Annotated in this window: 12 protein-coding genes; 10 read left to right on the forward strand and 2 right to left on the reverse strand. The window is 35.5% G+C overall.

What is annotated here, in order from left to right; translation table 11 throughout:
• Window positions 1-433: 433 nt before the first annotated feature.
• A complete protein-coding gene (locus tag G6Q10_RS10120) occupies window positions 434-529 on the reverse strand; it encodes a type I toxin-antitoxin system Fst family toxin (RefSeq protein WP_163652175.1) in 96 nt (31 codons plus the stop codon).
• A gap of 497 nt (window positions 530-1026) precedes the next feature.
• Between G6Q10_RS10120 and G6Q10_RS01560 the strand changes: the two genes are divergently transcribed.
• The 10 genes from G6Q10_RS01560 (at window position 1027) to G6Q10_RS01605 (ending at window position 13598) form a co-directional block, all read left to right on the forward strand.
• Window positions 1027-2139 carry a D-alanine--D-alanine ligase gene (locus G6Q10_RS01560; RefSeq protein ID WP_163652177.1) on the forward strand — a complete coding sequence of 371 codons (1113 nt, stop codon included), beginning with the start codon at window positions 1027-1029 and terminating at the stop codon, window positions 2137-2139.
• A 63-nt stretch (window positions 2140-2202) separates the two neighbouring features.
• Window positions 2203-3579, forward strand: coding sequence for a UDP-N-acetylmuramoyl-tripeptide--D-alanyl-D-alanine ligase (gene murF / locus G6Q10_RS01565; RefSeq protein WP_163652179.1), 1377 nt, complete (start codon window positions 2203-2205; stop codon window positions 3577-3579).
• Window positions 3580-3601: 22 nt separating this feature from the next.
• A complete protein-coding gene (locus tag G6Q10_RS01570; protein WP_163652181.1) occupies window positions 3602-4294 on the forward strand; it encodes an alpha/beta hydrolase in 693 nt (230 codons plus the stop codon).
• Window positions 4295-4743: 449 nt separating this feature from the next.
• Entirely contained in the window at window positions 4744-6240 is a 1497-nt protein-coding gene (locus tag G6Q10_RS01575; RefSeq protein ID WP_163652184.1) for a degradosome RNA helicase CshA, read from the forward strand.
• Window positions 6241-6420: 180 nt separating this feature from the next.
• On the forward strand, window positions 6421-6903 hold the full coding sequence (locus G6Q10_RS01580; protein WP_163652186.1) for a PH domain-containing protein: 483 nt from the start codon (window positions 6421-6423) through the stop codon (window positions 6901-6903).
• A complete protein-coding gene (locus G6Q10_RS01585) occupies window positions 6896-8365 on the forward strand; it encodes a PH domain-containing protein (RefSeq protein WP_163652188.1) in 1470 nt (489 codons plus the stop codon). Before G6Q10_RS01580 ends, G6Q10_RS01585 begins: the two co-directional genes overlap by 8 nt.
• A 116-nt stretch (window positions 8366-8481) precedes the next feature.
• Window positions 8482-9279: an amino acid ABC transporter substrate-binding protein gene (locus G6Q10_RS01590; protein ID WP_163652190.1), complete on the forward strand. Its 798-nt coding sequence runs from the start codon at window positions 8482-8484 to the stop codon at window positions 9277-9279.
• Window positions 9266-9970, forward strand: a complete 705-nt coding sequence (locus G6Q10_RS01595) for an amino acid ABC transporter permease (RefSeq protein ID WP_163652193.1) — start codon at window positions 9266-9268, stop codon at window positions 9968-9970. Before G6Q10_RS01590 ends, G6Q10_RS01595 begins: the two co-directional genes overlap by 14 nt.
• Before the next feature lie 14 nt (window positions 9971-9984).
• Window positions 9985-10731 (forward strand): amino acid ABC transporter ATP-binding protein, encoded by a 747-nt coding sequence (locus G6Q10_RS01600; protein WP_163652195.1) that lies wholly within the window; start codon window positions 9985-9987, stop codon window positions 10729-10731.
• Window positions 10732-11234: 503 nt separating this feature from the next.
• Entirely contained in the window at window positions 11235-13598 is a 2364-nt protein-coding gene (locus G6Q10_RS01605; protein WP_197914075.1) for a M60 family metallopeptidase, read from the forward strand.
• Between the two features lie 441 nt (window positions 13599-14039).
• Here G6Q10_RS01605 and G6Q10_RS01610 read toward each other — a convergent pair whose 3' ends face one another.
• A complete protein-coding gene (locus tag G6Q10_RS01610) occupies window positions 14040-14630 on the reverse strand; it encodes a VanZ family protein (RefSeq protein WP_163652199.1) in 591 nt (196 codons plus the stop codon).
• Window positions 14631-14764 lie beyond the last annotated feature (134 nt).

Below are 14764 nucleotides of genomic sequence, written 5' to 3' on the forward strand. Positions count from 1 at the left end.
AATAAGTAGCTTTTTAATGTCAATTCAGCATGGATAATAATCGATTTTAAGCATTTAAAAAGTTGGATATCGTTTAAATTTTAGCTAATAAATAACCGAAAACCTAATATATATAGATAATATTTCTCTAAATTGAAAAAATTAAGAAAATTGTTCATGCTTTTCAAATTCAAACGTGTTACACTTTAAAAGGTAAGTGCTAAAGCAAAAAATTTAGTATTTCTTACGAACAGCATCATACATATATGACAATAAGGAGATGGAATCGAGTAGTTTTTCTAATAGGTTTAAAAAAGGGATAACAATTATGGTATTGGGAACGACTATATTAGGCACCTCTAATATATTGTTACCTAGTACTGCGAATGCAGAAGAAGTAATGAAAGAAAAAAAGTCCAAATTTTGCTGAACATGTGAGTTAGAAACAACTTGCTTAATTGTCTTCTCTCTTCTTTAACCAAAAAGAAAATAGTCTAAGTACTATACCTACTAGGATAGGCGCGACAATTAACGAAAAAATTGAAAACATCAGAGATTCACCGACTCTCTGGGCAAGCTGCCATCTTTATTTTACTATATAATAGTAAGTTTTTAAATGAATAATACACGAAAATGGCACTACAACACATACTAAATATTTTCAGAAAATGAAATAAAAATAATTTTAATTTCAAAAATATAAAATGGCATTTCCACACAGTTTCTTCAATCAATGTATAGTAGTACCAACCTAGAAAGCCTTGATATAGCCTGTGGAGATATGATACCAATGTGTTTGTTCGTAGTGTAATGTATACTCCTTCAACTTTAAACCTGGAAGAATTAAAAAAGGCAATTTCGTAATGTTCTTTGCTTTTAATAAAGCGACCATGATGAATCTAGAATATAAGTATATCTATTGCAAATAAAAGTCTGAACAGCCATCTACTTAAAACGGATGGCTGTTTTTATTTGTGAAAAGCTAAGTTTATTCTGTTAATTGACAAGAAACGTGGTAAAATAGATGATGAACAATGGAGGGATAAGATGAAAAAGAAATTAATATTTTTATATGGTGGAAAATCTCCGGAACACGAAGTATCACTTGAAACAGCATTTTCAGTTATAAATGCACTGGATTTAAATAAATTTGATACTTTTCCGATATACATTACATACGAAGGAATTTGGATTCAAGGACCAAAATTAACGGACAAACTAACTTTTTCTGAACAACTGCGCTTCAAGTCAGGTAAAGAAAGAAAATTCGCCACAAGTGATCAAGAAGTTTCGGTAGGCGAATTAATTAGTCCAGCAGGGATTTCTTTTGAAAGCGAGAATACAGTTGTTTTCCCATTACTTCATGGGCCAAATGGGGAAGATGGAACGATTCAAGGGCTTCTTGAAGTGCTTAACATTCCTTATGTTGGAAATGGTGTCTTAGCTTCAGCTGCTGCGATGGATAAAATTATTATGAAAAAGGTATTTGCTGATGCAGGCATTCCTCAAGTTCCCGCTGTATCTGTTCGGGCTTTTGATTGGAAAGAGCATCGAGAAGAGATGGCTCAAGATATTGAAGGTTTGCTAACTTATCCAATATTTGTGAAACCAGCTAACCTGGGTTCAAGTGTAGGTATAAGTAAGGCAACGGATAATCGTGAGCTTAAGACAGCCATTGATGAAGCTTTTCGCTTTGACAGACGGGTGATTGTGGAACAAGGTGTTGATGCACGCGAAATTGAAATTGCTGTTCTTGGTAATGACACACCTATCTGTTCAGTTCCAGGAGAAATTTTACCCAAAGGACATGAAGAGGCTTTTTATGATTATAAAGCGAAGTATGAAGATAACAGTACAATCTTGATTATTCCAGCAGAATTGGAAGAAGGTGTACTTGAACAAATTAAGGAATATGCTATTCAAGCTTTTCTTGGACTTGATGGTAGCGGCCTTGCTCGAGCGGATTTCTTTGTCACAAAAAATAATGAAATCTTTTTAAATGAAGTGAATACAATGCCTGGTTTTACACCGATAAGTATGTATCCAATGCTTTTTGAAGCTAGCGGTATGCCTTACAATCAATTAATTGAGCAATTAATTGAGCTAGGATTAGAACGTTATGAAGCAAAAAACCATTTACAACATCAATTTAAAGATTAACAGTTTAAAGCAATGAGGTTGATTTTGTCAAGGCTCTGATTATGTTTAGAAAAAGGTGAAAAAATGCAAAAGACGATAGCGCAAATAGCAAAAATGATTCCAGTGGAGAATGATATCAATGCGTTTTCTAGCGTAGAAATAACAGGAATATGTTTTGATACAAGAAAGCTTAAACAAGGTGACTTATTCGTTCCTTTTGTTGGTGAAACAAGAGATGGGCACACATTTGTAAAGCAAGCGATCGAAATGGGAGCAAGTGCCTCATTTTGGCAAAAAGATGTCCCCAATCCGCCGACAGATTTCCCAATTATTCTTGTTGAAGATACGCTTCGTTCACTGCAATGGCTTGCTAAAAAATATATTCGTGAAGTAGCTCCGAAAGTAATCGCAATTACAGGAAGCAATGGTAAGACAACGACAAAAGATATTACAGCTGCTATTATGGCGACAAAATATCGGGTTCATTTTACGGGCGGGAATTTTAATAATCATATTGGATTGCCTTATACAATTTTGACGATGCCAGAAGATACTGAGGTCGCTGTGCTTGAAATGGGAATGAGTCATAGGCATGAAATTGAAGAGCTTTCCATGATTGCTGCTCCTGATATTGCAATCATTACAAATATCGGTGAAGCACATATCGAATATCTTGGTACGCGAGATGAAATTGCTAAAGCTAAGATGGAAATTACAATGGGTCTAAAAGCAGATGGTTTATTGGTTTATCCATACGAAGAACCGCTTCTTAGCAATAAAGTAACAAATGAATATCACAAAGAAACATTTGGCAAAAGCCATGAAGCGACCATTTATCCACTTCAAATTAACAATCAAGCAGACGGTACTTCTTTTACGACAAATGTCGCTCCAGAAGTAGAGATTTTTGTGCCAATTATTGGTGAACACAATGTTTTTAATACGATGGCTGCGATGATACCGGCTTTTAAATTGGGGATTACAGTTGATATGGTGAAGCAGGCGCTAAAAAAAATGGAGCGCTCGAAAAACCGTTTAGAATGGCTTACAGCATCAAATGGATTAAGAATCTTAAATGATGCCTATAATTCCAGTCCAACGGCACTTCAAACGGTTTTGAAAACGTTTATGGAAATGGATTCAGATGGACATAAGAAAGTAGCCGTTCTTGGTGATATGCTGGAGCTTGGGAAAGAATCTGCTAACCTTCATCGGGCCTCAGCTACTGTTTTACAGGCTGGTAAACTTGATCAAGTCTATCTATATGGCGATGAAATGCAGGCTTTTGCAGAAATTGCTGAAACGATTATCGGACGGGAAAATGTTCATCATTTTATGACGAAAGATGATTTAAAACAAGCCCTTTCACAAAACTTAACAGGTGAGGAATGGCTTCTTGTTAAAGCTTCTTTTGGAATGGGGCTAAAAGATGTAGTTGAATACCTTATGACAGAGAGCTAGCTAGACTGGAGGATGAGAAATCATGGTGGCATGCCTCTTTATTCATGGTTTTACAGGGACACCCGCTGAAGTAAAACCTTTTGCGGATTACGTGCGGGCACATACAGATTGGGATGTTTTGACGCCAACATTGCCAGGACATGATAGGCTAACGTATTTACGCAACGTGACTTATAAAGATTGGATTGTTTTTCTTGAAAGTATTTTAACCCAACTTTTAAAAGAAGATGAACAAGTGTATCTAGTTGGTTTTTCAATGGGAGGGCTTTTAGCTGGATTTCTTGCAAGACATCATCCTGAAGTGAAAAAATTGGTTTTGTTAAGCACTGCTGTTAGCTACTTAGAATGGAATCAGCTTCTTAACGATTCAAGACAAATGTTGATTGAAGCAAGAAGTGACCGCTTGCGTAACAGTTCAATGTTTCAGCGTTATTTTAAAAAGTTTAATGAGGTTCCCTTTTCTTCCACCTTACAATTTAAAAAAATGGTTGATTTGGCTCGTCCTGTGTTCGAACATATTGAAATACCAACGTTTATTGCTCAGGGGCTAAAAGATCCTATTGTCCCGGCTAAAAAAAGCGTTGCGTATTTGGATGAAAAAATTGCTGGCCCGAAAGAGTTTTTTTTGATGGAAAATGCAGGTCATGTTATTTGTCATGATAAAGAAGCGATACTTCTTTTTGAGCGAATGCTTACTTTTTTGGAAAGAAACTAACATCGTCACTAGCGATCGGATAAATTCCATAAGTACTTCTTTTTAGATTATAATATTTTCAATTTGAAATTCCTTTGAAGTCATGTTATGATGAGAAATGGAAATTTATTAGGTTATTTAACGGCCTAGTGATGACGAGGGCTTTTTTTATTGGGTATATTTGCCCAGTGTGGATTTCATTTTATACGTCGGAATCCTGCATAAGCAGCTGATTCTTGAAATGCCAGAAAACGCAGAGTTAGGGACATGGAGTAGACTAGTGGCAAGCATCTGATTGATGATTGATTTTGTTTCCCGAACTCTTTTTTACTGCAAGTGTAAAGATTAGAAAGATTTTCATTTGTAAGCTGTTAATAAAGGAAAATCAGATAATACGTCGTGTATTATAACGAAAAAAATGAAGCTCTCTTACCCAAATCCAATTTTTAAAAGGTAAAGGAGAAATGACATTGACAAAGTTTTCAGAGTTTGGTCTGGACAAAAAAATTGTAAAATCAGTTGAACGCATGGGATTCGAGGAAGCTACCCCAATTCAGGAGAAAACCATTCCAATCAGCTTAGAAGGTAAAGATTTAATTGGTCAGGCACAAACTGGTACAGGTAAAACGGCCGCATTCGGACTTCCAATGATCCAAAAAGTTGATCCAAAAAGCAATCATGTACAGGCGTTAATTGTTGCGCCTACGCGTGAGCTTGCAATTCAAGTTTCCGAAGAGTTGTATAAATTAAGCTATGATAAGCATGTGCGTGTTTTAGCTGTTTATGGTGGTTCTGATATTAGCCGCCAAATCCGCTCGCTCAAGAAAAATCCGCACGTTATCGTAGGGACTCCAGGTCGTATACTTGATCATATCAATCGTCGCACGCTAAAACTGGAAAATGTAGAAACGGTTGTACTTGATGAAGCAGACGAAATGTTAAATATGGGCTTCGTTGAGGACATTGAATCGATTTTAGAAAAGGTTCCAAAAAGTCGTCAAACGCTGCTATTTTCGGCTACAATGCCTGAACCAATTAGACGCATTGCTGAACGCTTCATGAAAGACCCAGAACTAGTTCGTGTGAAAACAAAAGAAATGACAGCACTTTTGATTGAGCAATTCTTTGTAAAAGTTCATGAAAAAGAAAAATTTGATGTATTAAGCCGCTTGCTGGATGTGCAGTCTCCAGAACTTGCGATTGTTTTCGGTAGAACGAAACGTCGTGTGGATGAATTGGCACGTGCACTTGATATGCGCGGTTATAATGCTGAAGGAATTCACGGAGATCTTACACAAGCAAAACGGATGAGTGTCTTGCGTAAATTTAAAGAAGGAAAGATTGACGTACTTGTAGCAACAGATGTCGCTGCTCGTGGGCTCGATATTTCAGGGGTGACGCATGTTTATAACTACGACATTCCGCAAGACCCAGAAAGTTACGTTCACCGCATTGGACGTACTGGACGTGCTGGTAAAGAAGGTATGGCAATCACATTTGTTCAGCCACGTGAGATGGGCTATCTTAGAACAGTTGAACAAACAACCAAAAAACGTATGAACCCTCTTAAAGCACCAACTTGGGATGAAGCTTTTGCAGGCCAATTGAATCTTGCAGCAGAAAAAATCACAGCAATTCTTACGGAAGAAAACCTTGCTGATTATAAAACAGTAGCTAGTGAGCTGCTTGAAAAATATGATGCAACGGATATTGCTTCCGCTATGCTAAAACTGCTTGCCAAAGAACCAGATCAAACGCCTGTTCATATTACAGAAGAGCGCCCACTTCCATCACGTGGTGGCGGTGGTTACAAAGGTAAAAGTAAAAATGGCGGCTATCGTGGTGGGAATTACCGCGATCGTAACAACAGCGGCAAAGGCCGTCGTGGTTCAAGCTCAGGCAGCCGTGACCGTCGTTTTAAATCAGAACGTGACAACAAAGGAAAGTACAATAAGAAATCTAATTAATTTAGTAAAATGAGGAAGAGTCCGGGAGATAAATTGATTTCACTATGTTTTTAGTTGAAAAATAAGTACTACATGTGGAGTGCTTGTCATTGATTTATTTCATTTATGTCCCGCGCTCCTCCTCATTTTTTTGTTTTTCTTAATTCAGTGGTGTTATGATTTTGAAAAAAGGAGTATCACATGGAGCTTAAAAAATTAGAAAATCAGTTACCAAAGAAAATTAAAAAAGTTTGGCACATTACTTATGGCGTATGGGGAAGTATTCTTGTCGTTATAACGCTTGTTACTGCCCTTATTTTTTCTTTAACTGATGTATCATTCTGGTGGAATAGCATTGCTGTTTTCATCACGCTTTTTTATTTTATATTTATTTATCGTTTTATTATTCCTTTCCGCTTTAAGCGCTTTAGTTACCAAATTTGTCATGATGAAATTGAAATTCAGCAAGGTATTATTTTCCGGAGCCGTACATTAATTCCAATGATTAGAATTCAACATGTTGAAACGTCACAAGGCCCTCTCCTTCGTAAAGAAAAACTAATGGCGTTACATATCACAACAGCAGCGAAGACGCACATTATTGAAGCAGTTAACGAAGATGAAGCCGATCAGTTACGTCGTCATATTCTTGAACTTGTAAAGGTGGCGAAAGAAGATGTTTGAGGAACGTAAATTGCATCCTATTGCGCTTATTAAGGAGTTATTTGTAAGTATCCGTAAAAATATTATCCCCATTGCAGTTGGGATATTTTCAATTTATCGAGCTTCTGTTGCTACTGGTTATTTTCCTATTTGGGTTTATTTATTGATTGTAGCGATCCTTGTTGTTCTCATTTTAATGCCAGCTTGCTCTAAATATTTTACTTTTCGCTATACGTTAGAACAAGATGGACTTCGGATCCGCTATGGTTTCATTTTTCACAAAAATATTTTTATTCCTTATGAACGAATTCAAACCATTCAACAGAAACAATGGTTCTTTTTTATACCATTTCACGTTACCCAAGTTTTGATTGAAACAGCTGGTGGGAAGAAACCAGAAGGCGATTTAAGTGCTGTCCCAATCAGTACGCTGAATGAATTAAGGAGTTTGCGTGACGGGAAAAAACAAGAAGCAACAGTACAGGTGACAAATCCATTTGATGCTCCTAAACCTAAAGAAAACGACATACCTGAACAAACTGTCATATTAAAAACAAAAGAACTTTTATTTATGGCGCTGACATCAAGCGGGGTGCTAGCAGGGCTTGCCATTTTACTTGCAGTTTTAGGGCAGCTTAAAGACGTGATCCCTAAACAATTTGTTGAAGAGCAATTTAAACATATTGAACAGATGAGTGTTTTGATTGTCATTCTTTTTGTGATTGCCTTACTTGTAATACTGTGGTGTATTTCCATTGTCGCTACTTTATTTAAATACTTTCAATTCAAATTGATGAAATTTAACAGTGAACTTGTCATTGAGAAAGGTTTATTTCAAAGAAACCATACGACGATTTCACATGCGAAAATCCAAGCAGTTGTCATGATTGAATCCCCAATTAGAAAATGGTTTAATCTCGTTGCTGTGAAAGTGATAACCGCAGGGAGCTCAGGCGATAAGAAACATTCAGGAGATTTGCTTCTTTTACCGATTATGAAAAAAGATCAGGCGCTTCAAACGTTAAAAGCATTTCTGCCAGAATATAATGTGGAAATAGATGAACTAATGCGTGTGCCTAAAACAAGTTTACGTCGTTTTTTATTTATTTACTTGCTATGGGGGAGTTTACCATTTATCATTTTGACATGGCTATACTATCCATTCGGCCTTATTAGTATCATTATACCAATTCTTTCATTTTTAAAAGCTATCGCAAGTTATCGAGCAACTGGCTTTTTAGCGAGAAATAAACTACTTCTTTTACAAGCACGGCCAGTCATCTCTAAAAAAACATACATCGTCCATAAAGACCGTATTCAGTCGTTAAAAGTCAAGCAGAGTGTGTGGATGAAGCGCAGTAAAACAAGTCATCTTAGCATTGATTTAAAATCCGGTAGCGAAGATATTCGCCCCTTTATTCGCTATTTAAAAGATAAAGATGCCTATGAACTTTATAAATGGTATCGTCCACACCTTTTTTAGTAAGTTACTAATTGTAAGCTGAATTACTTGCATATTGGATCATAGGCCCATACAATAGATGACAAGTGGCTATTTATGAGTGCGTTAAAGAATCAAACAAAAAGGAGGACGAAAAAATGAAAAAACTACTTATGATTGTGTTCACATCTTTACTTACGCTGGGCTTAGTTGCTTGTGGGAGTGATTCTGGCAGTGGCACAAATGATAAAGACTTGTTGAAACAAATCAAAAAAGAAGGCGTTATGACAGTGGGGACTGAAGGCACCTATCGTCCATTCACCTTCCATGATAGCAAAACAAATAAATTAACTGGTTATGATATTGATGTAGTTAAGGAAGTAGCCAAACGACTTGGCGTTAAAACAAAATTTGAAGAAACACAGTGGGACTCTATGTTTGCTGGTTTGAATGCTTCAAGGTTTGATGTGATTGCTAATCAAGTTGGAATTAATAAAGAACGCGAAGAGAAATATGATCTTTCTATACCTTATTCAACAAGTACAGCTGTTATCGTTACAGCCAAAGATAATAAGGACATCAAAAAAATGAGCGATCTAAAAGGTGTAAAAGTAGCCCAAAGCTTAACTAGTAACTATGGTAAAATTGCCCAATCTGCCAGTGCTAAAATTGAATCAGTAGACGGTTTAGCTCAGTCGCTTGAACTCATTAAGCAAGGCCGCGTCGATGCAACGGTCAATGATAAATTGGCTGTCCTTGATTATCTGAAAAATACAGGCGATAAGAAAATTAAAATTGCTGCTGAATTAAATAAAGAAAAAGGCAGCAGCGGCTTTGCTTTTCGGAAAGATACCAAGCTAAAACAAGCTTTTGATAAAGAATTAAAAGCAATGGAAAAAGATGGTACGCTTAAAAAAATCTCAGAAAAATGGTTTGGAAAAGATGTTTCTAAATAGTTTTGTTGCCGGGGCTATTTCCTTTAACCATTTGAATTGGAGTATTTTAAAAACAGCTTTTTGGCCTATGGTAAAAGGGGCGATTGCGTATACGATTCCACTTACGCTTCTTTCTTTTGTCATTGGAATGGCTATCGCTTTACTTATTGCGCTTTGTCGCTTATCTTCAGTTAAAATTTTACGTGCAGTGGCTAGAGTTTATGTTTCTATTATTCGGGGAACGCCTCTTCTTGTGCAGCTTTTTGTTATTTTTTATGGACTTGGTAACATTAACTTGAAATTTGATCCATTTGTTGCAGCAACCATTGCTTTTTCACTAAATGTCGGTGGCTACGCCTCTGAAATTGTTCGGGGCTCTATCCAATCTGTACCAAAAGGACAATGGGAAGCAGGCTTTACAATCGGTATGACATATGGTCAGGCATTACGGCGAATTATTATCCCGCAAGCAGCACGCGTTTCGGTCCCACCGCTTTCCAACACTTTTATCAGCTTAGTTAAAGATACGTCACTTGCATCGCTTGTTCTTGTAGCAGACTTATTCCGAAAAGCACAAGAAATTGCGGCGACAAGCTATGAATTTTTGCTAATTTATATGGAGGCCGGTCTTTTATATTGGGTACTTTGCATGGCATTATCTGGATTACAAAATAACGTTGAAAAACGACTTGATCGTTATATTGCAAAGTAGAAAGGGGCCTTTTCATGTATATTAATATAAAAAATATCCGTAAATCATTTGAGAATAACACGGTTTTAAAAGGAATTAATCTTGCTTTTGAGAAAGGAAAAGTCGTTGTTATCATTGGCCCTTCTGGTTCAGGAAAAACGACTTTTTTACGCTCGCTCAATGCGCTTGAAATTCCTGAAGCAGGGACAGTAAGCATTGCTGGAACAACGGTTGATTTTTCTAAGAACGTGACGAAACAAGCTTTAATTGAACTTCGGCGAAAATCTAGCATGGTTTTTCAAAGCTATAATTTATTTCCACATAAAACAGCGATCGAAAATATTATTGAAGGTCCAACACAAGTACTTAAGGTACCAAAAGAACAAGCTTTAAAGGAAGCACAAGATTTGCTTGCAAAAGTTGGTTTAACCACGCAAAAAGATATGTATCCTTATCAGCTTTCTGGCGGACAAGAGCAGCGTGTTGGGATTGCCCGTGCACTTGCAATGAAACCTGAATTAATTTTGTTTGATGAACCTACATCTGCACTGGATCCTGAACTTGTAGGAGATGTTTTACGTGTCATGAAAAGCTTAGCAAGTGAAGGCTGGACAATGGCTGTTGTTACGCACGAACTCAAATTTGCCGAGCATGTTGCTGATGAAGTTATTTTTATGGATCAAGGTGTAATCGTCGAGCAAGGAACACCAGCCGAGATCTTTAATGCACCAAAAGAAGAACGAACCAAACAATTTCTTGATCGCATTCAAAATCCGATTTGATATGCCGCAGATGAATATAATTATAAAAAAAGGGTATCTAAGAGTCTGAGGGAGAAAACCTAGGCTCTTTTCTTTTGTCCAAATACATAAAAAAGTAGTCACGACTAAAAATAATTATGGAAGCATAAGCTAAAAAACATATTTTAGACAAAAATTAGAGGGGCAATTAGTCAAAGTTCAACTTTTTAAAGAACTTTTTATGGTAGCATTTAATTGGCTATTCCGAAATAGTTATCGATATAAATTTTCTGAATTAAATGCAATGTTAGGTTTTGTATTGTTTGAAAGCGCTTTAACAGTAATCGATATAAATCTTAACGATTCGATGATAAAAGGCCTAACGAATACTTTGATATTTTAGTTTGATGCTTAATAATAGCAAAACTCATTGTTTTATTTAGCGCAGAAATTAAAATAAATAAATAAAAAAGCGAGGTTTTGGTATGAAAAAGTGTGTACCTATTTGTGTAGTACTATTATGTGGTTTTTTTGGAAGTACTGAGGTGAAAGGAGAGCAAGCAAACAGCAAGCAAGAAAAAATTTTATCGACGGAAAAAATACAGAAAACGGCTCAAAAACAGATGACAAAAGAGTTTATAGGACGAGGAAATACAGAAACAGAAAGAGATCGTCAACGAAGATCATTACGTTATTCAAGTTTAGACCCCAGTGGCTTATATGCAGAACAAGGGGATACTTTAACCGTTGAAGTAAGTAGACAAGATTCATTAGAATTAACCATTGGGACCCCTGAACGTAACCTCCAAAAAAAATATGCTTTAAATCAAGGAAAAAACATGATAAAGGTGGAAAATCAAGGAGCTATCTACATTAAAAATCCTAATGAGAATGGCAGTGCATCAGTGACAATTTCGGGTGCAACTGGATCTATGCCCTATTTTGATTTAAATCAAACGAGTGTCAAGGAGTTTCAAAGGCAACTATCTATGGAAGTGAATGTCACAGATGTACAATTAGTAAGCAATAAAGCTATTATTACAGTGAGTTATCAACAAGCCAAAAAAAAAATCAATAATCCTAAAGAATTGATGGAGTACTATGATAAATTTTTGCTGGCTCAAGACCGGGTGTCAGGTATTAATGATAATGGACGGAAAGAGGATTCGGTGGACCGTCATTTCCAACACTTTGTCGAAGTATCCAGAATGTACATGTTTGCTACACAAGAATATATGGGATTTAACGGAGATGCTGCATTATCTAGATTGTTGAAGACAAATAACGGATGGGGAATTTGGCATGAAAGTGGACATCAAAGGCAGCAGTCTCCATGGAAATGGAGCTCTGTAACGGAATCTACAGTAAATATTTATTCAATGGCCGCTCAAAAAGAAATAACAGGCGCTATAACTGCACTCGATAAGTACTATCCGCAAATGCATAATTTCTTGAAATCGGAAAATAAAGATTTTGAAAAGCAAAATAATGATTTGAAAATGGTGCTATTCGGCCAACTAGCCAACACTTTTGGAGAAGATTTTTACCCAATTTTACACCAATATTATCGGGAAAATAAACTGCCTTATGGTACAGATAGCGAACGTATACAAAATTTCATGTTGACTGTTTCCAATATAACTGGGTATAATATGGTCCCTTATTTTGAACAATGGGGATTTAGAATTGCAGATGCTACAAGAGAACAAACGAGCCAATTACTTGATTTACCTGAACCTATTTGGCTAAATGATAATCAAATAAATAGACAATTACCAATGAGACTAATAAATACGGTCACTCTTTCTGAAACGGGTGTAAATGTTGATTTAACTGCCTTTGAAAACGATATTTTTAAAGGTCAAAAGGTAGTATTAATCAAAAACGGGCAATATATTTCAGAATTAACAAACAAAAAGCCATACTACAGCTCATTAAATAAGAACGTATGGAAAACCAAAGTCAGTCTTGCCCCTACAGATAAAATCCAGATCGAAACTAGAAATTCGACTGGAACCTTTCAACTTTATCAGGGCTCGATTACAATAGATCAATTAAAGACCCAAATTTTAAACACTTTAAATTCAAAAGATGATCTTAGTAGCGTGATGACCCAAGCGATATTAGATCATATTAGAAGTGAAATAGCTGAAATAACGGATAAAAATAATAAGCAAACACTTTTAGATTTACTAGAGAAATTAGAAACAAGATATTTACAATCTTTAGTAAAAGATATACGTCTAGATGCGAAAGGTACGCTATCTGTCGAATTTGTTAATAATAAATTTAAAGAATATAATAAAATTGTTATTTTGGGATCTAATCGTTATATTGCTGAAATAGCTAAAGGAAAACCTTATTATAGTAGCTTATCTGGCAATGTTTTAACTGTTCACAAGGAAGAAAATAAAGAAAATTTTGCTGTGCAATTTCGTCTACCGCATAAAACGTATACCGTTAGTGACATTAATAAAGCAGAACTGGTATTAAAAAGGGATATCGATGACCTGTTCATCGGAAGTAATCAACTAAAAGCGAATGTGACTCAGGAAAAATTAGATGATTTACGTACTAAAACCTCTCTTTTATCAGGTGATTTAAGAGATCAACTAACCACTAAAATGAAGGATGCACAACAATTATTTTTCGAAGCCATGGTATCTGAATTGATGTTCGATGATAAAGTAATGGTTACTTTTTCAAGTGAGCTGTATAAAAATTATAAGCTAGTTGTTTTAGAAAACAAAAAATATATGGCAGAAGTAACGAAAGGAAAACCTTATTATGGCCAGTTAAAAGGAACAACATTTAGTACTACCAAAAAGGCAATACCTGGTAGTTTATATGAAATCGAAGTGCGACACGCTAGTGGCAATTATAGAATTAAAGCGCGGACTTTTGATTAGTATCACGTTGCTGTGTTAAAAGTTACGTTTTTCACAAGGTATAACCATCAATAGAGTATCAAAGAGATGATGGAAATGAAAGATTTTGAAGAGGAAGAAAGACTTTTTATTTATCTCCACATAAAATAGCGTAGTTATCCAATGTTCATCTGTTGTAAATGTCGGTTGTAAAGTGGCGGTTTTTCTACATTTTACAATCGGCATTTTATATCCTTGAAAGAAAATATCAATACAACCGCATTAACCGGAAAAACCATATTGTAGCTGTGCAGAATGAGAAAGGAATTTGTTAGCTGAATGAGTAAAAAGAAAGGATAACTGTCAGTCGAAAACGAAGAGCACATGACGAAACAAGAAAAGTTGGATATTTTTCGTTTTATTGTCCCGTTTAGAGAACCTATACAAATACAAAAAGCACAATTTCAATTATATTCAATATGACTAGTTTTCCTCTAAATTTGCACTTGTTATTTTTGGACATAGACCCAATCTCTGAAAAAGCGGTTTACAAGTTAAAAATAGAACGTATCCAATGACATTGCCAAAAACATTTAACATAATATCATCAATATCTGTGAATTTAAATGGCGCTTGATAAATTATATTTTGCATAAGTTGAATTAGCTCTATACATATTGAAGTGCTTAAACCAATTAAAAAAACTGTTTTCCAACTTATTTTATTGAAGCACAGTGGCAGTAAAATACCTAATGGAACAAACAGAACAATGTTCAATACAATTTGCATAATGGATTCTATATTAATTCTTATGCTAAAAATTTCATTTATCGTGTGAAATGGTATTAAATTAAAAAATGGCCCAGTTATATCTTCTGCTCGATCTTTTAAGAGCTGGGAACTAATAAGGACTGGAAATAATGTATATTTGATTACACCACAACTATAGACATAGAGACATGTCTTAAAAATAATGTTCTCTATTTTTTCCTTTTTATGTATCCATCGGACTAGGAAAAAACAAAGATAGATTACAATGGCTATAGCTATTACTAAAACAGAGAACGTTAACATAACATCTCCTCTTTCTTAAGTACTCAAAATAAAGATAACATGTTTTTTAGTTCATAGGAAATTTAGAGCTGTCGATATAAAATTTCTGAATGGAGATTAAATTTGGCATGCCTAACAGCCTAACGTAAACCTAA

Origin of the sequence: Listeria sp. PSOL-1, from assembly GCF_902806445.1 — a bacterium.
Classification (GTDB): domain Bacteria; phylum Bacillota; class Bacilli; order Lactobacillales; family Listeriaceae; genus Listeria.